The sequence below is a fragment of the Synechococcus sp. BSA11S genome, from assembly GCF_014224355.1.
Classification (GTDB): domain Bacteria; phylum Cyanobacteriota; class Cyanobacteriia; order PCC-6307; family Cyanobiaceae; genus Regnicoccus_A.
This window is the reverse complement of record NZ_VNWP01000007.1, coordinates 75,250-100,208: the sequence shown is the minus strand read 5'-3', so window position 1 is coordinate 100,208 and position 24,959 is coordinate 75,250. Positions and strand designations below refer to the sequence as shown.

29 protein-coding genes and 1 tRNA gene are annotated in these 24,959 nt (G+C 67.9%); 13 read left to right on the top strand and 17 right to left on the bottom strand.

The genetic code is table 11. The annotated features are described in order from the left end of the window. Position 1: 1 nt before the first annotated feature. From FPZ61_RS08375 to gcvT, 8 genes are all read right to left on the bottom strand, one after another. The gene (locus tag FPZ61_RS08375) at positions 2–1,405 is read right to left on the bottom strand and encodes a nucleotide sugar dehydrogenase (protein WP_185465742.1); all 1,404 of its coding nucleotides are present in this window, start codon (positions 1,403–1,405) and stop codon (positions 2–4) included. A 43-nt stretch (positions 1,406–1,448) separates the two neighbouring features. Next, on the bottom strand, positions 1,449–2,729 hold the full coding sequence (gene hisS / locus FPZ61_RS08370; RefSeq protein ID WP_185465844.1) for a histidine--tRNA ligase: 1,281 nt from the start codon (positions 2,727–2,729) through the stop codon (positions 1,449–1,451). A 50-nt stretch (positions 2,730–2,779) separates the two neighbouring features. Then, entirely contained in the window at positions 2,780–3,427 is a 648-nt protein-coding gene (locus FPZ61_RS08365; RefSeq protein WP_370593401.1) for a 7-carboxy-7-deazaguanine synthase QueE, read from the bottom strand. A 499-nt stretch (positions 3,428–3,926) separates the two neighbouring features. Beyond that, positions 3,927–5,594 (bottom strand): CTP synthase, encoded by a 1,668-nt coding sequence (locus tag FPZ61_RS08360; protein ID WP_185465738.1) that lies wholly within the window; start codon positions 5,592–5,594, stop codon positions 3,927–3,929. Positions 5,595–5,644: 50 nt separating this feature from the next. Then, on the bottom strand, positions 5,645–6,142 hold the full coding sequence (locus tag FPZ61_RS08355) for a Dps family protein (protein WP_185465736.1): 498 nt from the start codon (positions 6,140–6,142) through the stop codon (positions 5,645–5,647). 88 nt (positions 6,143–6,230) lie between these two features. Beyond that, positions 6,231–7,325 carry an RNA polymerase sigma factor, RpoD/SigA family gene (locus FPZ61_RS08350; RefSeq protein ID WP_221629880.1) on the bottom strand — a complete coding sequence of 365 codons (1,095 nt, stop codon included), beginning with the start codon at positions 7,323–7,325 and terminating at the stop codon, positions 6,231–6,233. A gap of 216 nt (positions 7,326–7,541) precedes the next feature. Further along, entirely contained in the window at positions 7,542–9,362 is a 1,821-nt protein-coding gene (aspS, locus tag FPZ61_RS08345; protein WP_185465734.1) for an aspartate--tRNA ligase, read from the bottom strand. Between the two features lie 63 nt (positions 9,363–9,425). Continuing rightward, positions 9,426–10,562, bottom strand: a complete 1,137-nt coding sequence (gcvT, locus tag FPZ61_RS08340; RefSeq protein WP_185465732.1) for a glycine cleavage system aminomethyltransferase GcvT — start codon at positions 10,560–10,562, stop codon at positions 9,426–9,428. A 155-nt stretch (positions 10,563–10,717) separates the two neighbouring features. On the opposite strand from gcvT, the gene FPZ61_RS08335 reads away from it, so the two are divergent. Both FPZ61_RS08335 and FPZ61_RS08330 read left to right on the top strand, forming a co-directional pair. Beyond that, the gene (locus FPZ61_RS08335; protein WP_185465730.1) at positions 10,718–10,969 is read left to right on the top strand and encodes a hypothetical protein; all 252 of its coding nucleotides are present in this window, start codon (positions 10,718–10,720) and stop codon (positions 10,967–10,969) included. Positions 10,970–11,134: 165 nt separating this feature from the next. Continuing rightward, entirely contained in the window at positions 11,135–11,494 is a 360-nt protein-coding gene (locus FPZ61_RS08330) for a cyclic nucleotide-binding domain-containing protein (protein ID WP_185465728.1), read from the top strand. Here the strand turns inward: FPZ61_RS08330 and speB are convergent. Continuing rightward, positions 11,488–12,414, bottom strand: a complete 927-nt coding sequence (gene speB, locus FPZ61_RS08325) for an agmatinase (protein WP_185465726.1) — start codon at positions 12,412–12,414, stop codon at positions 11,488–11,490. The two genes, FPZ61_RS08330 and speB, sit on opposite strands and share 7 nt — an antisense overlap. Positions 12,415–12,418: 4 nt before the next feature. Continuing rightward, positions 12,419–13,279 (bottom strand): polyamine aminopropyltransferase, encoded by an 861-nt coding sequence (speE, locus tag FPZ61_RS08320; RefSeq protein ID WP_185465724.1) that lies wholly within the window; start codon positions 13,277–13,279, stop codon positions 12,419–12,421. A 96-nt stretch (positions 13,280–13,375) separates the two neighbouring features. Between speE and FPZ61_RS08315 the strand changes: the two genes are divergently transcribed. Together FPZ61_RS08315 and arfB are read left to right on the top strand one after the other, a co-directional pair. Then, positions 13,376–14,119, top strand: coding sequence for a carbonic anhydrase (locus FPZ61_RS08315; protein WP_185465722.1), 744 nt, complete (start codon positions 13,376–13,378; stop codon positions 14,117–14,119). A gap of 18 nt (positions 14,120–14,137) precedes the next feature. After that, positions 14,138–14,572 (top strand): alternative ribosome rescue aminoacyl-tRNA hydrolase ArfB, encoded by a 435-nt coding sequence (gene arfB / locus FPZ61_RS08310; RefSeq protein ID WP_185465720.1) that lies wholly within the window; start codon positions 14,138–14,140, stop codon positions 14,570–14,572. A gap of 18 nt (positions 14,573–14,590) precedes the next feature. Here arfB and mazG read toward each other — a convergent pair whose 3' ends face one another. After that, a complete protein-coding gene (gene mazG, locus FPZ61_RS08305) occupies positions 14,591–15,448 on the bottom strand; it encodes a nucleoside triphosphate pyrophosphohydrolase (protein WP_185465839.1) in 858 nt (285 codons plus the stop codon). 63 nt (positions 15,449–15,511) lie between these two features. After that, on the bottom strand, positions 15,512–16,015 hold the full coding sequence (locus tag FPZ61_RS08300) for a metal-binding protein (protein WP_185465718.1): 504 nt from the start codon (positions 16,013–16,015) through the stop codon (positions 15,512–15,514). Positions 16,016–16,056: 41 nt separating this feature from the next. On the opposite strand from FPZ61_RS08300, the gene FPZ61_RS08295 reads away from it, so the two are divergent. Together FPZ61_RS08295 and FPZ61_RS08290 are read left to right on the top strand one after the other, a co-directional pair. After that, positions 16,057–16,128 (top strand) — tRNA-Val (locus FPZ61_RS08295). Between the two features lie 70 nt (positions 16,129–16,198). Continuing rightward, positions 16,199–16,618: a nuclear transport factor 2 family protein gene (locus FPZ61_RS08290; protein WP_185465716.1), complete on the top strand. Its 420-nt coding sequence runs from the start codon at positions 16,199–16,201 to the stop codon at positions 16,616–16,618. A gap of 58 nt (positions 16,619–16,676) precedes the next feature. Here the strand turns inward: FPZ61_RS08290 and FPZ61_RS08285 are convergent, their stop codons facing one another. The 4 genes from FPZ61_RS08285 to FPZ61_RS08270 form a co-directional block, all read right to left on the bottom strand. Next, complete coding sequence (locus FPZ61_RS08285; protein WP_185465714.1) at positions 16,677–17,387, bottom strand: STAS/SEC14 domain-containing protein; 711 nt, start codon at positions 17,385–17,387, stop codon at positions 16,677–16,679. 198 nt (positions 17,388–17,585) lie between these two features. After that, entirely contained in the window at positions 17,586–18,293 is a 708-nt protein-coding gene (locus tag FPZ61_RS08280; RefSeq protein WP_255441488.1) for a carboxylesterase, read from the bottom strand. Between the two features lie 152 nt (positions 18,294–18,445). Then, positions 18,446–18,628 carry a hypothetical protein gene (locus FPZ61_RS08275; RefSeq protein ID WP_185465710.1) on the bottom strand — a complete coding sequence of 61 codons (183 nt, stop codon included), beginning with the start codon at positions 18,626–18,628 and terminating at the stop codon, positions 18,446–18,448. A gap of 111 nt (positions 18,629–18,739) precedes the next feature. Further along, positions 18,740–19,201: a thiol-disulfide oxidoreductase DCC family protein gene (locus FPZ61_RS08270; RefSeq protein ID WP_185465708.1), complete on the bottom strand. Its 462-nt coding sequence runs from the start codon at positions 19,199–19,201 to the stop codon at positions 18,740–18,742. A gap of 113 nt (positions 19,202–19,314) precedes the next feature. On the opposite strand from FPZ61_RS08270, the gene FPZ61_RS08265 reads away from it, so the two are divergent. After that, positions 19,315–19,938 carry a methyltransferase domain-containing protein gene (locus FPZ61_RS08265; RefSeq protein ID WP_255441477.1) on the top strand — a complete coding sequence of 208 codons (624 nt, stop codon included), beginning with the start codon at positions 19,315–19,317 and terminating at the stop codon, positions 19,936–19,938. Between the two features lie 115 nt (positions 19,939–20,053). On the opposite strand, the gene FPZ61_RS08260 is transcribed toward FPZ61_RS08265, so the two are convergent. After that, entirely contained in the window at positions 20,054–20,422 is a 369-nt protein-coding gene (locus tag FPZ61_RS08260; RefSeq protein ID WP_185465704.1) for an AbrB family transcriptional regulator, read from the bottom strand. A gap of 315 nt (positions 20,423–20,737) precedes the next feature. On the opposite strand from FPZ61_RS08260, the gene FPZ61_RS08255 reads away from it, so the two are divergent. The 6 genes from FPZ61_RS08255 to FPZ61_RS08230 are packed head-to-tail and all read left to right on the top strand — an operon-like array spanning position 20,738 to position 24,935. Further along, positions 20,738–21,640 (top strand): GNAT family N-acetyltransferase, encoded by a 903-nt coding sequence (locus tag FPZ61_RS08255; protein WP_255441476.1) that lies wholly within the window; start codon positions 20,738–20,740, stop codon positions 21,638–21,640. Positions 21,641–21,680: 40 nt separating this feature from the next. Next, positions 21,681–22,292, top strand: coding sequence for a hypothetical protein (locus FPZ61_RS08250; protein WP_185474796.1), 612 nt, complete (start codon positions 21,681–21,683; stop codon positions 22,290–22,292). Between the two features lie 44 nt (positions 22,293–22,336). Continuing rightward, entirely contained in the window at positions 22,337–23,161 is an 825-nt protein-coding gene (locus FPZ61_RS08245; protein WP_185474795.1) for an MlaD family protein, read from the top strand. Beyond that, the gene (locus FPZ61_RS08240) at positions 23,158–24,069 is read left to right on the top strand and encodes an ion channel (protein ID WP_185465696.1); all 912 of its coding nucleotides are present in this window, start codon (positions 23,158–23,160) and stop codon (positions 24,067–24,069) included. The genes FPZ61_RS08245 and FPZ61_RS08240 overlap by 4 nt, the downstream gene beginning before the upstream one ends. After that, positions 24,032–24,466, top strand: coding sequence for a DCC1-like thiol-disulfide oxidoreductase family protein (locus FPZ61_RS08235; RefSeq protein ID WP_255441475.1), 435 nt, complete (start codon positions 24,032–24,034; stop codon positions 24,464–24,466). The genes FPZ61_RS08240 and FPZ61_RS08235 overlap by 38 nt, the downstream gene beginning before the upstream one ends. Continuing rightward, positions 24,441–24,935, top strand: a complete 495-nt coding sequence (locus FPZ61_RS08230) for a hypothetical protein (protein WP_185465692.1) — start codon at positions 24,441–24,443, stop codon at positions 24,933–24,935. Before FPZ61_RS08235 ends, FPZ61_RS08230 begins: the two co-directional genes overlap by 26 nt. Positions 24,936–24,959 lie beyond the last annotated feature (24 nt).

Genomic DNA, 24,959 nt, shown 5'->3' with positions numbered 1-24,959 from the left:
TTCAGCCTTCCCCTACAAGCCAGACCCTAAGCCCGGCCGCCCGGGCGGCTTCAGCATCAGTCACCCCGCGCACATCGAACAACCAGGCGGGTCGACGCATGCACGCGACGATCGCAGTCCAGTCGAGTTCAGCGAACTGGTGCCATTCCGTGAGCACGATCACCGCATCGGCACCCTCCACGGCATCCAGCACGCCGGCGGCAGGCTGCCAGCTTCCTTCATCAGCCAGGCCCAGCCGGGAAGCGGCGGCCTCACGGCCCAGGTCCGCGGCCACCTGATCGGGTCCCACCTTCGGGTCATGAATCGCCAGGTGAGCCCCCTCTTCCAACAAGTCACGGCAGATACCAATGGCCGGAGATTCACGGGTGTCGTTGGTATCGGCCTTGAAGGCGAACCCCAGCACCGCCAGGCGCTTGCCGCTCACTGTGCCGAACAGCCGACTCACCACCAGCCTGGCGATGCGCTGCTGCTGCCAGCTGTTGAGATCCACCACCTGCTCCCAGTACTGGGCGGCCTGCTCCAGGCCGTAGTGCCGGCAGAGATACACCAGGTTGAGGATATCCTTACGAAAGCAACTGCCACCGAAACCTGGGCCAGCGGAGAGGAACCTCGGCCCCAGACGCGAATCGGCCCCGATGGCCCGAGCCACTTCCTTCACATCAGCACCCGTTGCCTCACAGAGGGCACCAATGGCATTGATCGAGGAGATGCGCTGGGCCAGAAAGGCATTGGCCGTGAGCTTGGAGAGCTCACTGCTCCAGAGGTTGGTGCGCAGAATTCGCTCAGGGCTGACCCACTTGGAGTAGATCTCCACCAGGGCATCAATCGCATTCGCATCATCCCCGCCGATGAGCACACGATCGGGATCCTCGAGATCGGAGATGGCAGTTCCTTCTGCCAGAAACTCAGGGTTGGAGAGCACAGAGAATGTCTTGCTTTCTGCTTCGGAACCGTCCTGAGAAGCTAAAAGAATGGACTGAATGGTTTCAGCCGTGCGCACAGGAAGGGTACTTTTCTCCACCACGATCGTGTGGCCCATGGCCTGGGCAGCCACCTGGCGGGCGGAGGCCTCGATCCAACGCAGATCGGAGGCCTGCCCGGCCCCGAGACCGCGCCTCTTGGTGGGGGTGTTCACCGAAAGAAAGACCATATCGGCCGCCGCAATCGCTCCGTCCACCTCGGTGGTGAAGTGAAGATTGCGGCCTCGGCAGCGAGCCACAACATCTGCAAGGCCTGGCTCATAGACAGGAAGCTTGCTCAGATCGGCATCGTTCCAGGCAGCGATCCGCTCGGCATTGAGATCAACCAGGGTGACCTGAATGTGGGGGCAGCGGTCGGCCATCACCGCCATGGTGGGCCCGCCCACATAACCGGCGCCGATGCAGCAAATGGTCCGGACAGTCATCACAGAGCTGGATGAGGCAAGGGACGGGGGTCCGTAGAGCATCTCATGGTGATTGAAGCGTCAGGCGTCGGAGCAGCTCCTCCGCTCCCAGGCGCTCTTCGGCCGGATCGCCTCGACGGCGCAGGTCCTTGAGCACCACAAGCCCCTCCTCGGCCTCCCCCTCGCCGATCACCACGGCCCAGGGGGCTCCGGAGCGATCGGCACGCTTGAGCTGCTTGCCGAAGGCGGCACCGGTGAGATCGAGCTCCACCATGCGGCCGGCCTGACGCAGCTGGCGGGAGAGCACCAGGGCCTGGCGTTCAGCCTGCTCGCCTCGGCTGACCAGGTACACATCAGGGGATCGTGTGGGGAGGGTGAATCCGCCGGCGGACTGGGCCTGGGCCAGCAGCAGCACCAGCCGCTCGAGGCCGATCGCCCAGCCGATCGCCGCCGTGGGCGCACCGCCCAGTTGCTCGATCAGGCCGTCGTAGCGACCGCCGCCGCAGACGGTGGCCTGGGCCCCGAGCTGGCTGCTGGTGATCTCGAAGGCGGTGTGGGTGTAGTAGTCGAGGCCGCGCACGAGGCGGGGATTGAGCTGGTAAGGAATGTCCAGCGCGTTGAGGCAACGGCGCACAGCCTCGAAACGCTCGCGGCTGGCGTCGCTCAGGCTGTCGATCAGCAGCGGAGCCTCAGCCAGCACCGCCTGGGTGTCGGGGTTCTTGCTGTCGAGAACGCGTAGGGGATTGGTGCTGATCCGCTCCTGGGAGTCCCCGTCGAGCAGATCGCGCCGCTCCTGCAGCCAGCTCACCAGGGTGGTGCGGTAGGCGGCGCGGTCAGCAGGATCGCCGAGGGAATTGAGCTCCAGCGCCAGGCCCCCGACCCCCAGCTCACGAAGCAGATCCCAGGCGATCGCGATCGCCTCGGCGTCGCTGCGGGGGTCGGCGAAGCCGAGCAGCTCGATCCCCACCTGATGAAACTGGCGCTGCCGGCCGGCCTGGGGGCGCTCGTAGCGGAACATCGGGCCCGTGTACCAGAGCCGCTGGGCCCCCTGGCCGAGAAGGCCATGCTGCAGGGCGGCGCGCACCACCGACGCGGTGCCCTCGGGACGCAGGGTGCAGCTGCGCTCGCCCCGATCGAGGAAGGTGTACATCTCCTTGCCCACCACATCGGTGGCTTCACCGATGCCGCGGGCGAACAGCTCGGTGACCTCCAGCAGGGGTGTGCGGATCTCCCGCAGGGCAGCGCACTCGAACTGGCTGCGGACCGTGGCTTCGATCCGCTGCCACAGGGGCATCTGCTCCGGGAGCAGATCCACCATGCCCCGAAGGCTCTGCAGCTTCTCCACGCCCGCGTTGCTCACTCGCTCACAGTTTGCGGGATCGCTGGAGCCGGCCTTCAGCGCAGCCCCAGCCATTTGTGGGTCTGCAGGCTGAGGCGCCAACCGCCGTGACGGCGCACGTGGTTCACCGCCAGCTCCTGCCCCAGCTCGCTTCCGGCAGCGGGCTGCAGCAACAGCACCGGCGGCGGCAGCGGCGACTCCCGGCGCAGGGCCAAAGCGGCTGAGGCCATGGCCTCAGCGAAGGCCAGATCAGCCCTCTCGTGGATCACCACCTTCAGCTCATGGCAGGCGGCCAGAAGCTCGGCAGTGGCCGGCCGGTGGCGCTTGGGCGAGAGGGTGATCCACTCGAAGCGGCCGGAGAGCGGGTCGACGCCGCTGGTTTCCAGGTGCAGGGGGAGCTGGGGAGCTGCCTGGCCCAGGGCCTCACACAAACCATCGAGGTTTTGGTGCAGAGGTTCACCTCCGGTGATCACCACGAAAGCGGCACCGGCAGCAGCAGCAGCCGCGGTGTCCACCGCCAGATCCTGGAAGTGACGGTGGGGATGGGCGGCCGCCGGCCAGGAGTGCTTGGTGTCACACCAGCTGCAGCCCACCGAGCAGCCGGCCAGCCGGATGAAGAAGGCGCTGCGGCCAGCGTGCACTCCCTCACCCTGAAGGGAGTGGAAGGTTTCCACCACCGGGAGTCCGGCTGGGGGCACGGCCACGGCGCAAACGAAACTCACCCTAGGAAGCGAAGACCGGACGCTCAGCGGCAGAACGAAAGGCTTCGATCCCCGCACGGGCGCCCCGTTCGCCTCAACCCCCGCTGCAGGCATCGGCCTGGAGGAGCTCCAGGACAAGCCCCGCCAAGCGCCACCAGAGCGATTCCAGCTTTGCCGCTGGATGTGTCGCAGCGGAACAACGGCAGCCCTGCTCCATCCACTGTCACCCCATTGCTGGCGGGTGGCGCAGACCCTGATGTGCCGCCACGGAGCCCCTGACGGATGTAATCAGCCACTAGCTCCTAGAGCGTGCGGCCCTGCTGCAGGGCCCGTTGCTTGACCTGGTGCACGAGATGATCCGGCAGATCCAAGGTCGTTTTCATCAGACCTGCTTGCCGGCTCACCAGCTTACTGGGTATCCAGCAAATGCATCCGCCCAGTGTCCCTTGAACTCAACGGGAGGCAGCGCGCAGGCGAGCACCCGCTCCATCCAGGCGGTTGCTCAGGCCCGCACGGGCACATCATCGGGAACGGCTTTGGCCTGCTGCTCCTGGCCGTTGGCGCTGAACTCGCCCCGCTGCCCCTGAGCAGCCTCGATCAACCCGCGGAACAGTGGATGGGGCTTGCCGGGCCTGGAGAGGAATTCCGGGTGGTACTGGCAGGCCGCGAAGAAGGGGTGATCCTCCCGCTCGATCAGCTCCACCAACCGCCCGTCGGGAGAGGTGCCGCTGATCGTGTAGCCCCCCGCCTGAAAGAGGTTGCGGTAGGCGTTGTTGAACTCATAGCGGTGGCGGTGACGCTCGTAGACCACCTCCTCGCCGTACAGGCGAGCAGCGATGGTTCCCGCAGCGAGGCGACAGGGGTAGACCCCGAGGCGCATCGTGCCGCCCAGGTCGATCACATCCTGCTGTTCGGGCAGCAGGTGAATCACGGGGTGGAGGCTGTCGGCATCCAGCTCGGCGCTGGTGGCGCCCGCCAGGCCGGCCAGGTTACGGGCCCACTCGATCACGGCGCACTGCATGCCCAGGCAGAGCCCCAGGAAGGGCACCCGCTCCTCGCGGGCCCAGCGGATCGCCGCCACCTTGCCATCCACGCCCCGATGCCCGAAACCGCCCGGCACCACCACGGCATCCATGCCGCGCAGCAGCGCTTCAGCCCCCTGGGTCTCGATCTGCTCGGCGGAGATCCAGTGCAGATCCAGCGAGGCATCCCGGTCGATGCAGGCATGGCGCAGGGCCTCCACCACCGAGAGGTAGGCGTCGTTGAGCTGCACGTACTTGCCCACCAGGGCCACCTTCACCGCCGCGCCGGGATTGCGCAGCCTCTGCACCAGGGCCTCCCAGCGCTCCATGTCGCTGTCGCGATCCTCCAGGCCGAACACCTGCAGCACCTGACGGCAGAGTCCTTCCTCTTCCAGCGCGATCGGCACCGCATAGATGCTGTCAGCGTCGCGGGCGGGAATCACCGCCTCGCGGCGGACGCCGCAGAAGCCCCCGATCTTGGCCTTGAGCTCCTCGCTGATCGGCCGGTCGCAGCGGCAGACCAGCAGATCGGGCTGGATGCCGATCGAGCGCAGCTCCTTGACCGAGTGCTGGGTGGGCTTGGTCTTGATCTCGCCGGAGGTGCCGATGTAAGGGAGCAGGGTGACGTGGACGTAGGCCAGGTCGCAGCGGCCCACGTCGCCGCGGAACTCGCGGATGGCCTCCAGGAAGGGCAGGGACTCGATATCCCCCACCGTGCCGCCGATCTCGGTGATCACCACATCGACGCCGCTGTCGGAGGCCACCCGGTGGATGCGCTCGCGGATCTCACCGGTGATGTGGGGAATCACCTGCACCGTGCCGCCGTTGTAATCGCCGCGGCGTTCCTTGTTGATCACCGCCTGGTAGATCGAGCCGGTGGTCACGCTGTTCAGGCGCGACATGGCGGTGTCGGTGAATCGCTCGTAATGGCCCAGGTCGAGATCCGTCTCGGCGCCGTCCTGGGTGACGAACACCTCGCCGTGCTGGTACGGGCTCATCGTGCCCGGGTCCACGTTGAGGTAGGGATCGAGCTTGAGGATCGAAACGCTGTAGCCCCTTGATTTGAGCAGCCGCCCGAGGCTCGCCGCCACGATCCCCTTGCCGATGCTCGACACCACCCCCCCGGTCACGAAGACGAATTTCGCCATGGGCGGAGGGCGGACATCGGCGGACACATCAATCTATCCAGCCCGCCCGATCAGGCATCCAGCAGGCTGCGCAGCATCCAGGCGGTTTTCTCGTGGATCTGCAACCGCTGGGTGAGCAGGTCGGCGGTGGGCTCGTCTCCGGCCTCCGCCACCAGGGGGAAGAGGCTGCGGGCGGTGCGGGCCACGGCCTCATGGCCCATCACCAGCTCACGCACCATCTCAAGGGCCGGGGGCTGACCCTGGGTTTCGGAAATCGAGGAGAGGGCGGCGAAACGGCCGCCGCCGAAGGGGGCCGGACAGCCCAGGGCCCGGATTCGCTCGGCGATCACGTCGAGGGCCGTCCAGAGCTCGGTGTACTGCTCCATGAACATCAGGTGCAGCGTGTTGAACATCGGACCGGTCACGTTCCAGTGGAAGCCGTGGGTCTTGCCGTAGAGCACGTAGCTGTCGGCCAGGACCCGGCCCAGACCTGCCGCGATCTGCTCGCGCTGGTCATCGGAGATGCCGATGTCGATCGGAGGGGCGGTGACGGCAGAGGAGTTGCTCACGGAAAACAAAGCGGAGTGATTCCGGTTTAGCCCAATGCCGCGGCAGGCGTCCAGGGGGGGCTTTCCGTATGGCGTGTGCAGGAGCGCCTCAGCCGTCGAGGCTGAGCAGGTAGTCGTGCACGCGGCAACGCCGGCCCGGCTGGCGCAGCTTGTGCAGGGCCGTGGTTTCAATCTGACGCACCCGCTCCCGGGACAGCTGCATCCCCTCGCCGATCTGGGCCAGGGTGCGGGGGTTGTCGTCACTGAGGCCATAGCGCAGGCGGATCACCTCCGCTTCCCGCTGGCTGAGCTCATCGAGCAGGGCATCGAGGTCGCTGTGCAGCTGCTGCCGGGTCAGCCGCTGTTCCGGGGTGTCGGTGGTGGCCTCCAGCAGGTCCCCGAGGGACGTGTCGTGGTCACGACCCACCCTGGTGTCCAGGGAGACCGAGCGGGGCACGCGCAGCAGGGTGAGCCGCACCGCCTCCTCGCTCCACTGCAAAGCCTCGGCCAGCTCGGCGAGGGAGGCGGTGCGGCCGTGGTCAGCGGCGAACTGACGCTGGGCCTTCTTGATCCGGTTCAGCTTCTCGGTGACATGCACCGGCAGGCGGATCGTGCGGCTCTGGGTGGCGATCGCCCGGGTGACCCCCTGGCGGATCCACCAGTAGGCATAGGTGCTGAAGCGGAAGCCGCGGGTGGGGTCGTACTTCTCGACAGCACGCTCGAGGCCCAGGGTGCCCTCCTGGACCAGGTCGAGCAGTTCCATGCCCCGCTTCTGATACTTCTTGGCCACCGCCACCACCAGACGCAGATTGGCCTGGATCATGCGGTCGCGGGCACGGCGGCCCCGCAGCAGCCGTTGCTGAAGGTCGCTGAGGCTGAGCTGCAGGCAAGCGGCCCAGGCTGCGTGACCCTCCTGCAGGAGGCGCCGCAACTCGGGCAGGGGCTGGCCACAGGCCTCGGCCCACTGGGCGTGGGAGGGCTGATGGGTGAGGCGGGTGGCCAGCTGTTGCCGCACCACCTCCAGCTCGATCATGGCCTGCAGGATCGGCTGGTCGGCCGCCTTCTCCCGCCGCTGCTCCAGCAGCAGCTCACGGGCCTGCACCTGGCGGGCCAGCAGCAGTTCCTCCTCCTGGCTGAGCACATCGACCCGGCCGATGTCCTGCAGGTAGAGCCGCACCAGATCGGCACTGGCGCGGCCCGGCAGGCGGGGACGGCCCCGGAGGCCCCGGGTGGAGGCCCTGCCAGCGTCGGGGACGGCATCGAGATCGATCGCCACCTCCGGTTCGGGGTTGCCTTGAAGCGCTGCTGTTGACCCTGGGGACACGAACCATGGACTGACGTGCCTTCACCTTCGTGTTGCCGCTGAAAAGCAGCGCGAAACAGAAGGTTTCTCTTCAGAATCAGTCGGGTCTCGCTGCGTTCATTCAGGCTCCACCCAGGTGCTGGCCACGTGCAGATCCTGCAGTTGCTGGGGAGCCACGCCGGCAGGGGCCTGGGTGAGCAGGCAGCGGGCCTGCTGGGTCTTGGGGAAGGCGATCGTGTCGCGGATCGACTCTTCGCCGGCCAGCAGCATCACCATCCGATCGAGCCCGAAGGCCAGACCGCCGTGGGGAGGGGCGCCCAGGTCGAGGGCCTCGATCAGGAAGCCGAACTGGCGCTCGGCCTCCTCCAGGGGCAGACCGATGGTCTGCAGCACCTGGCGCTGCAGGGCCGAATCGTGGATGCGCAGCGAACCGCCCCCCAGTTCCAGGCCGTTGAGCACCAGGTCGTAGGCCTGGGCGCGGGCCGCGGGCAGGGTGGTGGCCCAGGCGGCGGGATCGTTGCCGAGGTCGGCGGCGTTGGGAGCGCAGAAGGGGTGATGCAGCGCCTCGAGGCGGTTCTCCTCGGCGTTGAACTCGAACATCGGGAAATCCACCACCCAGAGGAAGTTCCAGATGTCGTTCTCCCGGTCGGGCGGAACCATCCCCAGCTCCCGGGCCAGGTACTGGCGCACCCGGTCGAGGGCCTTGTTCACCGTGGCGGTGTCGCCGGCGCCGAACAGCAGCAGGGTGCCGGGCGCCGCGCCGGTGCGCTCCAGCAGCTCGGCTTTGGTGGCGGCGCTGAGGTTGTCCTTGATGGCGCCGATCGTGTCGATCTCGCCGCCCTCACGCACACGGATGAAGGCCAGCCCCCCGGCCCCTGCCGCCTGGGCCTCGCTGAACACATCACCACCGGGCTTGATGCGCACGTTGGACAGGGCCTCATTGCCTCCGGGCACGGCGATGCACTTCACCGAACCGCCGGCGGCCACGGCCCCGGAGAACACCTTGAAACCCATGCCGGCCACCAGGTCGCTCACGTTGGTGAGCTCCAGGCCGTAGCGCGTGTCGGGCCGGTCGGTGCCGTAGCGGTCCATCGCCTCGTGCCAGCTGAGGCGGGGGAAGGGCCGGGGCAGCTCCACCCCTCGGGCGGCCTTCCAGATCGCGGCGATCAGCGCTTCGTTGAGTTCCAGGATCTCCTCCTGGCCCATGAAGCTCATCTCGATGTCGAGCTGGGTGAATTCCGGCTGACGGTCGGCCCGCAGATCCTCGTCGCGGAAGCAGCGCGCCACCTGGTAATAGCGCTCCAGGCCGCCCACCATCAGCAGCTGCTTGAACAGCTGGGGCGACTGGGGCAGGGCGAACCACTCGCCGCCGCACACCCGCGAAGGCACCAGATAGTCGCGGGCGCCCTCGGGGGTGGAGCGGGTGAGCACGGGGGTTTCCACCTCGATGAAGCCCTGGTCTTCGAGGAAGCGGCGGGCCGCCTGGATCGTGCGGGCGCGCAGGCGCAGGTTGCCGTTCATGCGCTCGCGGCGCAGATCCAGGTAGCGGTGACGCAGCCGCAGCTCCTCGCGGGTGTTCTCCTCGTCGTGCACCGACACGGGGAAGGGCAGGTTGCCCTTGACGCTGTTCAGCACCGTGATGGCGCTGGCCAGCACCTCCAGGCCGCCGGTGGCCAGTTTCGTGTTGATCGATTCCGCTGGCCTGGCCCGCACCCGCCCAGCCACCTGGATCACGGTCTCGTTGCGCAGGTGCTCGGCCACGGCAAAGGCCTCGGACCCCAGATCGGGGTCCACCGTCACCTGCACCGTGCCGCTGCGGTCGCGCAGGTCGATGAAGATCACCCCGCCGTGGTCACGGCTGCGGTCGACCCAGCCGCAGAGCTGCACCTCCTCTCCGGTGGCGTCCTGACGCAGGTCGCCGCACCCGTGGCTGCGCATGCTGTGAATCCCTGAGCAATCGGCGATTTTCCCACCCAGCCGGGCCAGGCCCGGCAGCACCCGTCAGGCCCGCCTGTAGAAGGGACGCTTCACCACCATGGCGGGCTCCGCCTTGCCGCGGATCTCCACCGCCAGTTCGGTGCCGGGGCGGGTGGAATCAGCCGGCACATAGGCCAGGGCGATCGCCTCCCCCAGGGTGGGCGACCAGGTGCCACTGGTGACCTCACCCACCACCTGGCCCTGGCGCAGCACCGGATAGCCGTGCCGGGCGATCGCGCGGCCCTGGAGCTTCAGACCCACCAGACGCCGGCTCACCCCTTCGGCGCTCTGGCGCTCCAGCACCTCCCTCCCGATGAAGGACGCCGGCATCTCCAGGTGCACCAGCCAGCCCAGGGCAGCCTCCAGGGGTGTGGTGCTGCTGTCCATGTCGCTGCCGTAGAGGTGCATGGCCGCCTCCAGGCGCAGGGTGTCGCGGGCACCGAGGCCGCAGGGGACCACCCCCTCCGCCAGCAGCTGAGCCCAGAGGGCGCAACCGGCAGCTCGATCCAGCAGCAGTTCCACGCCGTCTTCGCCGGTGTAACCCGTGCGGGCCACGAAGGCGGAGGCGCCGGCGGCTTCAGCGGCGGCGCTGCCGGCCAGCGTGAACGTGCGGTGAGCGAAACGGGGAAGGCCGCTCAGGTCGACGGCGGCCAGGGCCTCCAGCCGGCCGATGGCCTCGGGGCCCTGGAGGGCCAGCAACACACCATCGGCCTTGCGGTCGCTGATCACCAGGCCCGCCGGCTCCAGGTTTTGGCGCAGCCAGGCGGTATCGGCCTCGGCGCAGCCGGCGTTGATGATCAGCAGAAGCTCGTCGCGTGCGCCATCGGTGTCCTCCGGCCGCCCCCGGTCGTAGACGATCAGGTCGTCCCGGATGCCGCCGGCTTCGTTGAGCAGCACGGTGTAGGTGGCCTCGCCGGGACCGATCCGGAACAGGTCACTGGGCACCAGGGCCTGCAGGGCGTCCTTGGCGCCGTCGCCGCGCAGCCGCAGCACACCCATGTGGGAGATGTCGAAGACCCCACAGCGCTCGCGCACGGCCCTGTGCTCCTGAACCAGGCCCTGGAACTGGACGGGCATCTCCCAGCCTTCGAAGGGCACCATCCGGGCGCCGGCGGCGCGGCAGGCCCCGTTGAGGGGGGTTCGCTTCAGGGATTCCGCCATGGGCTGCGCTGTCGCGAGTGCTGGCGGGGATCCTATGGAGGCTCACCGGCAGGGAGCCCTCCGGGCAATCCCGAAGACTTCCAGCAGGTTCGGGTTTTCCCCTGGCCTGATAAGGAGAAGGTCATTACCTTGGGTGCCCTGAATGGGTCGTGCCCATGGGCCAGCGCCCGAACTGTCGCAGCTGCAACCACTGCCAGGCGCCCGAAGCCTCGATCAGTGGCTCCGAGCAGAGCTGGTGCCAGATGCGACGGCTGGCGATCCATCCTGAACTGGCCAGCGATCTCTGGTGTCACCACTGGACCCCACGGCCACCCCGGCTGCCGAGCGTGGACCCGAGGGTGCTGGCCATGCCCCTGCCGGCCAACCGTCAGCTCGCCCTCACCGAGTTGCTCGCGGCTGTCAGCTGAGCGGATCCAGACCCGCCACGGAACAGACCTCGGGACACATCCGGCCGCACTCTGTGTGATCAAGACTGCCTGCAAAAGCGTGCCTCCGGCGCCATGCTGGTAGGTCAAACCCCTGTTGGAGGTGAATGATTGGTTGCAACTGCACCCGCAACGCCGGTTGAACTGATGGCCTCGCAGGTGGACGGTGAAACCCTCACCCTGCCCACCGGCTCCCATGTGTTTCACCACGGAGATCTCACCAGTGCGATCTACGGGGTGCGCAAGGGCATCGTCGAACTGATCGACACCTCGAGAAATCGCCTTTGCTACCGCCACGGCGAGCTGTTCAGCTACGAAGACATCGCCTGGCGGGGTGGATTCTTCCGCAACGAGGCCATCGCCCGCACCCCGGTGGAGCTGGTCAAACTGGAGCGTCTGAACTTCCTCAACCTTCTCCACAACCACCCCACCCTGGCGGTGGTGCTGATCGGTCAACAGCACGAGAGGCTGCGGGAGCAACGGGCCAGCGGCTCCTACTCCTACTGAGCCTGACCCAGCAGCAGCAGCAGACTGCGGGTCACCTTCGCCGCCAGCACGGCGCTCACGCCGCTGGGATCCAGCCCGGGCGCCAGTTCCACCACATCGGCTGCCACCAGGTGATGGTGGCGCAGTTCCTCCAGCAGCCCTGCGAAGTGGCCCCAGTGGTAGCCCCCGGGCTCGGGGGTGCCGGTGCCGGGCAGCACGGCGGGATCGAACCAGTCGAGGTCAACGGTGAGGTAGAGCGGCCGGCCCCGCAGCGGGCTGAGGGCCGCCACCAGCTCAGCCTGGAGCCGCTCCGGCTCCAGCGAAAGACCGGGGCCCTGCCCCACCAGCCGGCCACTGCGACGCAGCTCCTCGAACTCCTCGCGGGTGCCGCTGCGGATCGCCACCTGCAGCAGGTCGGCGGAGGGAAGCACCTCCAGGCAGCGGCGCATCGCACAGGCATGGCTGTGGCGGGCCCCCAGCCAGTTCTGGCGCAGATCGGCGTGGGCATCGAGCTGCACCAGGGCCAGCTCGGGGTACCGGGCGGCCACGGCGGCAACCGCACCACTGCTGATCGAGTGCTCTCCGCCGAGCATCAGCGGCCGCAGCCCCAGCTCAAGCACCGCCCGGGTGGCCTCGCCCACGGCGGCCACCACCGGCTCCGGCGCCCCGAAGGGAATGGCCACGGCCCCCAGATCCACGAAAGCCAGGTCTTCGAGGTCGAGATCCAGCTGCGGGTCATAGGTTTCAAGCCCATTGCTCACCTCCCGGATCGCCGCCGGCCCGAAGCGGGCCCCCGGTCTGAACGAGGTGGTGCCGTCGTAGGGCACCCCGAAGAGGCCCACCCGGCAACCGTCGGGATCACGCCTTGAACCCATGTAGATGGCTCCGTCGCGCTCGAACAGGTCGGAGTCAATCAGATCCGGAGGCACAGGGACAGGCATCAGCTCAGGCCTGGTGGAGGGCCAGGGCCCGCTCAATGCCGGCCGGGATGGCCTGGAAGGCGCCCCGCTGCCAGCGGGGCGACCAGATCTCACAGCCGGCGGCCACCGCCGCGGCCCGCTCGGCCATGGGCTCCAGGTAGCGGGGGCCATCCGTGGCGGCAAAGGTCCAGCTCCACCAGCCGCTGGGGTACATCGGCACCCAGCCATAGAGCGGATCGGCATGGCCGAACACCTCCCTCAGCAGCCGCACGGTGGCCAGGTGCACGTCGCGGAAGGCTTCCGGGGATTCACTCTGGGTGGCGAAGACCCCGCCAGGGCGCAGGATGCGGCGGCACTGCCGGAAGAAGGCTCGGTTGAACAGGCCTTCGGCGGGGCCCGCGGGGTCGGAGCCATCCACGATCACCACGTCGTAGCTGGCGTCGTCGGCCTCAGAGGCCCAGGCGATGCCATCACCGACGGTGAGCTGAAAGCGGGGATCATCCCAGCAGCCCGCGCCCAGGGAAGGCAGATAGCGCTGGGCGCACTCCACCACCAGCCCATCGATCTCCACCAGATCGAGGTGGCGCACGCCGGGATGGCGCAGGCACTCCCGCGCCGTGCCGCCGTCGCCGCCGCCGATCACCAGCACCCGCTCGAGGCCGGCGGCGGAGCTGAGGGCCGGATGCACCAGCGGCTCGTGGTAGTGGCGCTCCTGACGTTCGGCCGTCATCCAGCAGCCATCGAGCAGCAGTCCCTTGCCGTAGCGCCGGCTGTCGATGATGGTGATCTCCTGGTAAGGGCTGCTCTGCTCCAGCAGCACCTCAGCCTCAAGGCCGTAGCGCACACCCTCGTGGATCTCATCAACCCAGCCATTGATCGATTTCACGGCCGCTGACTCCTCGAGCCGCCCTAGCTAAGCCTCCAGTGGAGCACCCTGTCACCCAGGCGTCCCCTTGCCCACCCCACCCATGAGCGCGAGTCGATGAGCCTGAGCCGCCGGGAGTGGTTGCAACGGGCGGGCCTGGCGGCCGGGGCCCTGGCCCTGCCGGCCCTGGGTCCGGCCCGGGCGGAGGCCACAGGCCTCTCGCCTGAACTGGAACGCAGCCTCACGGCCTGCTCCCCCCATGACGATCCCCTCGGCAGCCTGCTGCGGCGCAATGCCCGGTTCAGCCGCGCCTGGCAGGCCGCCGCCACTGCCGGCAGCGCCCAGGAGCGCACCACGCTGATGAACGCCATCTGGCAGCGCAGCTGTCAGCTGGACCCCAGCGCCATGGCCAGTGGTCAGAGGCCGTGGGCGGCCCTGCTCAGCTGTGCCGATTCCCGCGTGTCGCCGGAGTGGATCTTCGTGTCGGGCGCCGGTGAGCTGTTCGATGTGCGCTGCGCCGGCAACACCGCGTTCGACGACGGCGTGGCCTCGCTGGAGTACGCGGTGGCGGAGCTGGAGGTGCCGCTGATCCTGGTGATGGGCCACAGCGGTTGTGGCGCTGTGACCGCCGCCCTCGCCGAGGCACCGCTCACTCCATTGCTGGAGCACCTGGTGACGCCGATCCGGGCGGCGCTGCAACCGGGCGACGACCTCAGCCTGGCGATCAGCCACAACGCGTCGCATTCCGCCCAGGAGCTGAGCCGGCGCAGCCCCCTGCTGCGGGAAGCGGTGGGCGCGGGTCGGCTGCGCATCCAGCCCGCCTGCTTCGACATCGCCAGCGGCGCGGTGACGCTGCTGTGACCCACCCAGGGGCGATCAATGCCTGACCTGCCCCTGGGCGAGCGGCTGGTGATCCCGGCGGCCGAGCTGGGCTGGCGCTTCTCCCGCTCCTCCGGGCCAGGGGGCCAGGGGGTGAACACCACCGATTCACGCGCGGAGCTGGTGTTCGACCTGGCGGCCACCACGGCGCTGCCGCCCCTGCTCAAGGCCCGGGCCCTGCGGCGGCTCGAGGGACGCCTGCTGGAGGGCGCCGTGGTGATCACCGCGTCGGAGCACCGCTCCCAGTGGCAGAACCGCCAGGCGGCCCTGCGGCGGCTGGCGGAGCTGCTGCGCTCCGCCATCGAACCACCACCACCGCCCCGCCGGCGCACCAAGCCCACGCGGGGGTCGGTGGAGCGGAGGCTGAGCGCCAAGAAGCAACGCGGCGCCATCAAGGGCCAGCGCCGCTCGCGGCCACCCCACCCCGACGACTGAGCCACAGAAACAGACCGTTCAGGCCGAGTCGTCCTGGCTTCGGGCCTCCGCACGGATCTGGGCCTTGGCCTGCTGCCAGAGCCCCTCCAGCTCGCGAATGCTCTGTCCCTGGAGGTTCCCCCCCAGGGCCGCTTCGACGCGGGAGAAGCGATCGAGGAAGCGCCGGTTGGTGCCCGCCAGGCCGGCCTCCGGATCGAGGCCGCACCAGCGGGCCACGTTCACCAGGGTGAAGAGCACATCCCCCAGCTCCTCCTGGGCGTGGGCCTTGTCGCCGCTGGCCACGGCCTGCTTGAGCTCATCGAGCTCCTCGTGCACCTTCTCCCAGACCCCTTCGATCGTGTCCCACTCGAAGCCGGCGGCGGCGGCCTTGCGGGAGATGGTCATGGCTCCGGCCAGGGCGGGCTGCCCCCGCACCTTGCCGGCCAGGCGATCACTGAGGGGGCTGCTGGACGAATCGCGCTGACCGCCGGCGCTGGCTTCGCCGGCCTTGATGGCCTCCCAGCTGACCTTCACCGCGGCGCTGTCACCGGCCAGCCCCCGGTTGGCGGCGGTGTCGGGCGCCGCAAACACATGCGGATGGCGCCGCACCAGCTTGTCGTGAAGGCCACGGCTGATCGCGGTGAGATCGAAGCGGCCCGCCTCGCTGGCGATCTGGGCGTGCAACAGCACCTGCAACAGCAGATCACCCAGTTCCTCCGCCAGATGCCGGTCGTCGCCATGGCGAATGGCGTCGGCCACCTCATGGGCCTCCTCCAGCACGAAGGGCACCAGGGAGGCATGGGTCTGCTCGAGGTCCCAGGGACAACCGGCTTCCGGATCACGCAGCTGCGCCACCACGGCGATCAGCCCGGCGAGGGCCTCCAGGGCGGGACCCAGGGCGGCGGGATCGAGGCGGGAATCGGGGCCGGTCACGGGCCGATGAGCCACAGGTCCACCGTCCTAACGCCGCTTCCGCTTCCGACGCAGCAACCGGGGCATGCGCGGCAGGGGGTCGCCGTCCTGGAGCAGATGCAGCCAGCTGCTGGCCTCGACCCCCACCAGCGCCGCCAGCAGCAGGGGCCGCTGCTGACCCCAGAGCCCCCGCCCCGCCTCCAGCAGCCGCCCTGGGCCCGGCGCTCCCAGGGGCGACAGCAGTGCACTCAGCGCCAGCACCAGCGCTGCCAGGTAAGTCAGGCGCAGCGCCGAGCCGAGCAGGGGGCTGTGGGAGAGCAGGGAGCGATGGCGCAGCCCGCGGCGGTAAGGCCACCAGAGCAGGGCGAGCGGGCCCCAGCGCCGACTGGGGTTGGAGCGGGTGTCGAGGTCGGGGGAGAGCCAGAGGCCACCGGCCAGGAAGCCAGCGGCTGCGCTGGCCACCCCCGCCAGCCCCAGCCACGGCCACCACAGCAACCCGAAGGGCAGGCTCAACAGCCAGGTGGCACGGTCATGGCTGCGGCCACTGGCCATGGCTGGAGCGGGCTGCTGATGTGGAGGCAGAATGCCTCCACGCGCGATTAGCTCAGCGGTAGAGCGCCTGCCTTACAAGCAGGATGTCGCTGGTTCGAACCCGGCATCGCGCATCCGAACACAGGGGGCAGGCCACCGCGGCGGGGCGTAGGCAGTGGAATGGAGGCTTTCACCACCATCGCCATGGATGACGCCAGCCTGCGGGCCCTGTTCACCAAGCCGTACGGCACCCCTGCCCCGGGGGAGGAGCAGTGGCGCGCCCTCTATGCCGAAGACGTTCATTTTCAGGACCCCACCCAGGAGCGCCATGGGCTTGCGGCCTACATCCAGGCCCAGGAGGACCTGGTGAAACGCTGCGATGATGTGTACCTGATGCCGGGGGCGATTGCGATCGAGGGCAGGACCGCCTTCATTGAGTGGGAGATGGGGCTGAAGATCAAGGGCATCGAGTTCATCTACCCCGGCACGACCCGATTGCTGATCAACGACGCGGGCAAGATCGTCGACCATCGTGACTACTTCGATTTCGTGGGACCGACTTTTTCCCCGGTTCCTGTCGTGGGAGGCTTCGTGCGCTGGCTGTACAAGCGTTTCGTGGGCTGATCCATCGGCCTGATCACCCCTCCCTTTGAGGCGCACAGTTGTCAATGAACGATCAGGTTCATTGCCGAATCCAGGTGTCCGCCAGGGCGAGATCAGCGCCCTCGAAGAAACGGGTTTCGGCATCGACGAATCTGGAGACCAGCTTTTCCGCCAGGGCCTGCCAGGCTTTATTTCCCACCACCGCCACCCGCCGGATCGCCCGACGATGGTCGCGCACGAGTGCCAGGTGGCGCCCCAGGGCACCGAGGCCAGCCCAGCCATCGAACTGGCGCAGATCCAGCAGCAGCCTGACACCATCGATCCCCTGAATCTCAGCATCGATGTCGGCTTCGATCCGTTCATAAACACTGGCCTCGATCGTGCCGATGAGCTGGACCCGGATCACATCGCCCTGCCGCTCCAGATGCATCGTGCCCAGCGACTCCGCCAACCAGCGGCGGGCATCCTCCAGTTCCGCATCGGCGAACACCCGCACCGGGCAGGGCATCACCAGGCTGAAGGCCGCCACGGCCGTGCGCACCCAGGCCACATCCGACACCAGCGCCAGTCGCTCGAAACCATCCCAGTGCCGCAAAGCCTCTCGGCCGTCAGCCCAGGCGGCGCCCAGGTCATAGCCCCCGAAGGCGGGCCCCAGATGCGCGAGCAGCTTGAGGCGATCGTGCTGTTCAAGGGCACGATCCAAAGCCGGTGTGAGCACGTGGTCATAATCGTTGGCGGTGATCTGGCCCTGGAAGGAAAAACCGAGGGTTCCGTCCGGCAGCCCGCTCATGCATTCGATCATGGAATTATCCTCCGAGGTGGCCTACCAGAACCGTAGCCATCGGGCCGAAGTGCGGCCTCCGCAACTGCTCCCTCTTCACTGAATGGGCGCCCACGGGCGATGGCCATCACTCACCTGGCGCTGGCCTGCCTGACGGGCTGACGATTCGAGCCGACGATGCAGGCAACCCTCAGGCCGGCGATGAGCTCATCCTTGCTCCAACTCCCAGTCACGCAGAGCCTCCACACTCAGCTGCGCCAGCTGCTGCCAGGCGCCATCGATCGTCAGCACATGCCCGCTTCCTTCAAGCCAGCAGAAACGGCAGCGCTCAGGATTCAGGCAGCGCTGCAGCATCGCCACGGACTTGGCCGGTTGCACCACACGATCCTGATGGCTCATCAGGACCAGCGCCGGCAGCTGCAGGCCTTTCCGCCTGAGTTGGCTTCGGACCTGCGAGATCAGGTGCAGCACCTGCAGGCTGGTGGCTACCGGGTAGCGCTCATACCCCCAGAACTCCTCGACTGCTGAGGGGTCCACAAAATCATCCGGATCCTTGGGCAACTCGCGCACAAGCAGACGCAGCAACGGAGCCAGCCATCGGCGCCGATCCCGGATGGCGATCGGTGGGGAGTAAAGCAACAGTCCCACCAGATCTGGATCCTGCATCCCCGCCTGCAAGGCCAGGATTGAACCGAGTGAGAGGCCTCCCACGACCACCCGCTCACCACGCTGACGGAGTCGGGCGATTGCATGCACCACCTGTTCACTCCAGTCGCTCGCCTGCACAGGCTGGAGATCCTTCAGGCAGGTGCCATGGCCCGCCAGCAGCGGTACTTCCACGCTGTACCCCTGGCGATGCAACCAGGTGGCCAGAGGCCTCATCTCCGCGGCCGAGCCCGTGAAGCCATGCAGCAAGAGAACAGCGGTTCCTCGATTGCCCGCCAGTGACAGGGGATGAGGGTCAGCGCGATGGGTGGGTTGAGACAAATCGGGAGAAGCAGCGGCTATGGACTGTCTCCCCAGGAACGTTCAACCATGGTCGGGCGTGCCGGCGCGGGAGTAGCCCGTCACAGCTCGATCACAGACGGATCAGCCATGGCCTGGATCGCACAGCGCCAGGCCAGATCGGGAAGGCTGGTGACCATCATCAACAGGGCTCCCACCGCGATGCCCACCGTGCCGTTCTGGAAGCCGCTTTCGATCGCAACGGAGCTCACCAGGCTGGCCGGAAGGCGAAGGATCTGGGCCACGGCTGTCCCGATCCCCAGCAGCACAGGCAGCGTGATGGTGGTGATCAGACTGGCCAGTGCTGTGAAGGAGATGGACAGAGCTACATCACCCCGCGCAGAAGGGTCTGGAGCTCATCCTCCCGTCTGGTCGCTGAGCTCGCCATGGATCGGTGCCTTCCGCTCGCCCACCCGGCAGGAGGGACCCTCACGTCCGGCGCAGAGGGTGTCGAGATCGGGGCGACCGGTGATCCGCAGCCGCAGGCGGGACCAGATCCCGTAGATCACCCGGGCCAGGGGGCCGAGCAAGGGCCAGTCGATGGGGGCGTAGATCCATCCCAGCCCCACCTGGCGGTAGGCCTCCTGGAACACCGCCAGATCGCGCAGCACACGGCCATCGGCCGTGATCCCGTGCACACGGCCCATCGCCTGGCGGTAGCTGATCCCCTGGAAGGCCGAAGGGTCATAGCCCGGAGCATCGATGTCGACGAAGCGAATCGCTCCGTGGCCGTCGTCACGACGGCTGAGGAGCGCCACTTCACGCCTGCAGAGTGGGCAGGCCCCGTCGTAGAGAAGAGTGAGCTCTGGTGGGATCATCGATTGACCCTAAGGCTGAATCTTGCCTGGAGCGGCTGGATCGGAGGCCGACCCAAGGCCGGATGACCGCCCATGCCATCGAAGAATTTTTTGCTCGGATCTAGGCCATGACGATGCACGAATCTGACCTGACCCCGAAGGCCTGGGATCAGCGTTACCTGCAGGGTCGTGATGGCTGGGAACTCGGCAAGGCCGCTCCTCCGCTTGCGCACTTTCTTCACGACCATCCTTTGGCCCCCCAGCCGCCGGGCCGGGTGCTGGTGCCGGGCTGTGGCCGCGGCCATGAAGCACGATTGCTGAATTCCCTTGGCTTCACGGTGATCGGGATCGACATCAGCGCCGAGGCCCTGCGGGAAGCCAGACGGCTGGATCAGCCCGACGCCTCGTGCCAGTGGTTGCAGGTTGATCTGCTCGACCCGCCGGCACTGGAAGAGGCCGGATTGGGCCAGGACAGCGTGATCGGCGCGGTGGAACACACCTGCTTCTGCGCCATCGACCCGGCCCTGCGGACTGCCTATGCCCAGAGCATGGGCCGGATGGTGGCGCCAGGTGGATGGTTGCTGGGCCTGTTCTGGTGCCACTCGCGCAGCGGTGGCCCACCGTTCGGATGCCAGCCTGAACAGGTGGCCCGCTGGCTCCAGGGTGCCGGGTTCGAGGCCGAGGTGTGGGGCCCCGCCCATCACGGGCTGCCCAGCCGCGATAACGAATGGCTGGGACTCTGGCGCCGGAAGAGCTGAGGCCGGAGGCGAAGGAGCTGACGCCCTCGATTGAAGGCGTCAGCTCCCAGAGAAGTCATGGGTGCTGGGAGAATCCTGCTGCGGCAAGGCAAGGCCTGCTTCAGGACCCCGACCATCACTCCTCTTCGTCGTCACCCCCGACAGGAACGAGACGGATCTGCTTGCGGCCGAGCTTGATCTGGAACTCGTCACCGGGCTTGAGGTCGATCAGGGCGGTGTAGGCCTTGCCGATCAGCAGGTTGCCGTTGAACTGAACCTTGGTGACGTAGCTGAGCTTGCGGCCACTCTTGCCGGCACCGGAGCCACCGCCGACGCCGAGGCTGACGCCCTTGGCCTCCAGCAGCGCTTCGTAGAAGGCCGTGAAATTGAGCCGCTCGCTGCCGTCTTTCTTGGAACTCACATAGCCGCAGCTGCGCACCAGGTCGGATTTGGAGGCATCACCCATCTCCTTCACCTTGGCGAGAAGGTCTGGTCCGGTGAGCATGGCGTTCGTGTCTTGGAACGCTCCAATCATAGCAATCAAACAGATGCTTTGACCAGAAAACAGCCCTCAGTTCCACCCAACAACCCAGACCAAGTGATGACCGAATGCAAGCCAGAAGGCGCTTGACGTAAAGCCACATGATCGGGATGGTGTTGGCCTGGAGCCGCCTCACCACCCCAACAGAACTTCAGGCCATGCCGTCTCTACCACCAGCGCGGCATCGTCTGGAACGGCATCACCAGCCCCTGATCTGAGCACAACGAATCAGCCAGGATGTCAGTGACAGCGCATCCCAGAGCTCGGACGGTGGTCGCCATGCCTGCTTTCACGATCCAGCCGATGAGCGAGGCGCATCTGCCGCTGGTGACGGAATGGGCCCGGCAGGAAGGGTTCTGCCCAGGTGTTGGGGATGCCGGGGTGTATCGCCACACCGATGCCGGCGGCCTCTGGCTGGGATGCCTTGGCGAGGAGCCGGTGGGATGTGTCGCCGGCATTCGTTACGACCAGCGCTATGGATTCATCGGCCTGTTCCTTGTGCGGCCGGCCTTCCGTGGACGGGGTTATGGCGTGGCGCTCTGGCGCCACGCCCTCGCGCACCTTGAAGGGGTGGCCTGCATCGGCCTGGAAGCGGCCCCTGAGAGGCTGATCGACTACAGCCGCTGGGGATTCGTGGCGGCCTACGACACCCTGCGCTGGCGATTGCCAGCCGCCAGCCGCAGCCGCTGCAGCGGGGCTGTCCTGCCGAGGGGCTACGCCGTGGTGGGCAGAGCAGAACTGGCCGCAGACGCGGGGGCCCACGACCTGGTGCTCGCCTACGACGCCCGCCACGAGGCCACACCGCGCCCCCATTTCCTGGGGGAATGGCTGGGGCAGAGCAACGGCACCGTGGAGCTCGTGCGCGATGACCTGGGCTGTTGCCGTGGCTTCGGGCGGATCCGTCCCTGCCTGCTGAGCGATGGTGCGGGCGCCCTGGGCTGGCGGCTGGGCCCGTTGCTGGCCGATGCCCCGGTCCTGGCTGGCGCCCTGCTCGATCGCCTCTGCTCCGAGCGGACGGGCCCCCTGATGATCGATGCTCCCGAAGCGAATCCCAGAGCCCATCGACTGCTTCAGGAGCGGGGCTTCCAGATCGTCGGGCGCACCGTGCGCATGTACCGGGGCAGACCTCCTGCCCTGCCGCAGCAGGACATCTACGGACTGGCCTGCCTGGAGCTGGGCTGACGAGACCCCTGGGTACCCTTGGCCAGCGACGCTTGCGATGGTGGAGTGGATCCGACGCGAACTGCTCGCCTCGATGCCCCTGGCCGTGGTGATTGCCGCGGCGATGGGGATGGGTCTGATTCACCTGCTGGTGGACCTGCTGAACCAGCGCGCCGCCCTGAGTCTTGAGGCCTTGATGGTGGCCCTGCTCAACGTCGTGGCTCCCCTGGCGGTCAGCCTGATCTGGATCAGCTGTTGCGCCCCCCAGCGGGTTGGGCAGGCGGCGCGTCATCCGCAGGGCGGATCCCGCGGGGAGATGGTCGCGGCGATGGCGACCGCAGCAGCCTGCGCCACCCTGCTGCTCCCCTACTTCATCGGGGCAGCGATGCTGGCTGGAGCCCTGGCCACCTCGGTGCCGGATCCTCTGCGACAGCTGGTCCCCCTGCTGGGGTTGCTCACTCCGCCAGCCATGGCCAGGGTGACCCTGCATGGGGCCGTGCTTGCGGCCGCAAGCGCCTTGATCTGCTTCCGTCAGGGTCGACGTTGCCGCCATCGCTCGGATGACCTGCCCCGCTGCATCGCCTCCGCCACGGTGGAGGCCGTCCTTGTGATCCTCAGCCTGGAGGCGTTGGTCGCCATCCTCGTGCCACCCAACATCCCTCCGATCGGATGAACGAACGCCCACCGGATCAACCATCCATGCAGACCGGCCGTCGGATGCAACTGGGTCTCAGCGAAGGGCTCAGCTGGGCGGTGCTGCTCGGCGCCCTGGTCCTCGGCACCTGGATCGTGGCGGGGGCCCTGCGGCAGCAGGCCTGGCTGAGCTCCAGCTTTGCGCTGCGCTTCCGCACCGGGAACGCCACGGGCATCTGGCCGGGGATTCATGTGACCATCTCCGGCTACCGGATCGGCGAGGTTGAAAAGGTGCGGCTGGGATCGGATGGCAACGTGTCGGTCGACATGCGCATCGCCGAGCGCTACCGCTCGCTGGTCGGCCCCAACAGCAGGGCTTCGATCTATCAGGAAGGCTTGATCGGCAGCAGCCTGATCGCCCTGAGCGCCGATCCCTCCGGAAACGGTCAATCCCGGCCGAGAACCGATCGCCTGATCCCCTTCGACGAGTCACCGGATCTGGCCAAGCTGCTGGTGCAACTGGGGGAGACCCGCCTGGTGCTGAACCGTGCCCTGCAGGGCACCGTCGAGATCGCGGAGCGGGATCTTCCTGGAGCGATCGCCGGCTTCAAAGGCACCCTTGGGGATGTGAGCCGGCTCAGCCAGCGGGTGGAGCAGGAATCCGGCACGACCGCCGCCACCGCCCGCAAGACCCTGCAGGTGTTCGAGCGCACGGGCGAGCGCCTGGAGAGCACCAGCGCCGAAGCCCAGGAGGCCACCGAGGCCGCCATCCGCCTGATCCGTGACACCCAGCCTGAAGTGCTCGGCACCCTCAAGGAGATCAGGACCCTGGCCGAACGGGCCAATCACCTGCTGGGGGTTCCCACTCCGGAAGAACGCTCCAGCCCAGCGCCATCCCCCACGCCATGAGCGCCTTTCGCCCCCGGCGCGCCCGATCGAGCCGACTACGCCCCGTGCGCCTGCTCAAGCTCGACGGCGTTTACCGCGCCGACAACATCGACAGCCTGATCAGCCGCTGGAGGGAGCCGTACAGGCTGATGCTCTCGGTGCCATGGCCGGCCTTCCTGCTGCTGATCGCCATGGCCTACCTGGGCACGAACGTGCTCTTCGCCCTGCTCTACCTGCTCGATCCCCGCGGCATCGGTGGTCTGCCCGAAGGGCAGGTGGCGGGCTTCAGCGACGCCTTTTTCTTCAGCGTCCAGACCCTGGGCTCGATCGGCTACGGCGTGCTCCATCCTGTTTCGCCGGTGGTGAACGGACTGGTCACCCTCCAGGCCTTCCTGAGCCTGGTGTTCACCGCCGTGACCACCGGCCTGGTGTTCGCCCGCTTCTCCCGCAGCAGGGCCGAGATCCGCTTCAGCCAGGTGGCCACGGTGCAGCCCTGGGATGGGATGCCCTGCCTCACGTTCCGCATCGCCAACGTGCATCACAACAACCTGGTGAGCGCCAAGGTGCAGGCCTACCTGGCCATCGATGAACGCAGCACCGAGGGCGAGACGATGCGCCGCCTGCATCGGCTGGAGCTGGTGCGCGGCCAGGCTTTCCTGTTCCAGCTGATGTGGACCGTGATGCACCCGATCGGGCCGGAGAGTCCACTGCATGGGCTGGGGCAGGCCCAGTTGCGGGAGGCCCACGGGGAGGTGCTGGTGGCCTTCGAGGGCATTGACGAGACGGTCCGCAGCCCGGTGTACAAACGGACCACCTACGGCACCAGCCAGATCCGCTTCGACGAAACGTTCGTGGATATCGTCAGAGATGATCGCAGCGAGTTCCGCTGTCTTGATTTCAGCCACTTCAACGACACCCGCCAACGCTGAGCCGGGGGTCATTCAACTGATCTACGACGGCGGCTGTCCTTTCTGCAGCAGCTTTGCCGCCATGGGAGAACTGCGCGGCGGCCTGCCCCAGCTGCGCATCATCGATGGCCGCGCCGACCATGGTCTCCGGCGGCAACTGAAGCGCCAGGGTTTCGATCTGGCCACGGGGGCGGTGCTGATCGAGGGGGACCACTGCTGGCACGGGGCTCAGGCGGTGCAGCGACTCTGCTCTCTGTTGAAGCCCAGCTCCGCCTTGCTGGGGCTGCTCAAGGCCGTGTTCGGCGAGGAGCGCCGCAGCCGCAGGCTCTACCCCCTGCTGCTGGCCGCCCGCCGCGGCGCCCTGGCGCTGCGGGGCCTGCCCCTCGATCCCGATGGCGCTGCCGGGCGTAGCCTCTGAGGCCAGCGATCGCGGCGCCATGAGCTATCTGCGCGAGATCATGGTCCGGCTGCGGGAGCGCTCCGGAGGCGGCGAATCCGGCCACACGCCGCCCACCGTTCCCTACGCCCCCCTGAGCGAGCGGGTGCTCGAGGGGCACCTCCAGAGCTACCGGGAGCACCTGCGGGCCTGCAGCGACGCCATGCTCCGCTACGAGTGGGCCTGGCTCGCTGACCATCTCGCCACCCTCCAGCTCTCGAGCGGCCAGGGGGCGATGCAGAAGGTGCTGGGGGGGCCGCAACGGGTGGCCGATCTGCTGGGGGAAACCCGCTCCTTCCAGGCTGAGCTGCGCCAGGAACTCGACCGACGGGACCTCGAGCCCGGCACCCGCACGGCACCGGTGGCCGCGCAGGAGCACGCCTGGGAACTGAGCAACCCGGCCATCCGCCTGGAGTGGGGCATCGAGCCGGCCGATCCCCTCCCGGGCTGAGCGGAGGCTTCAGGTCAGCGCCCG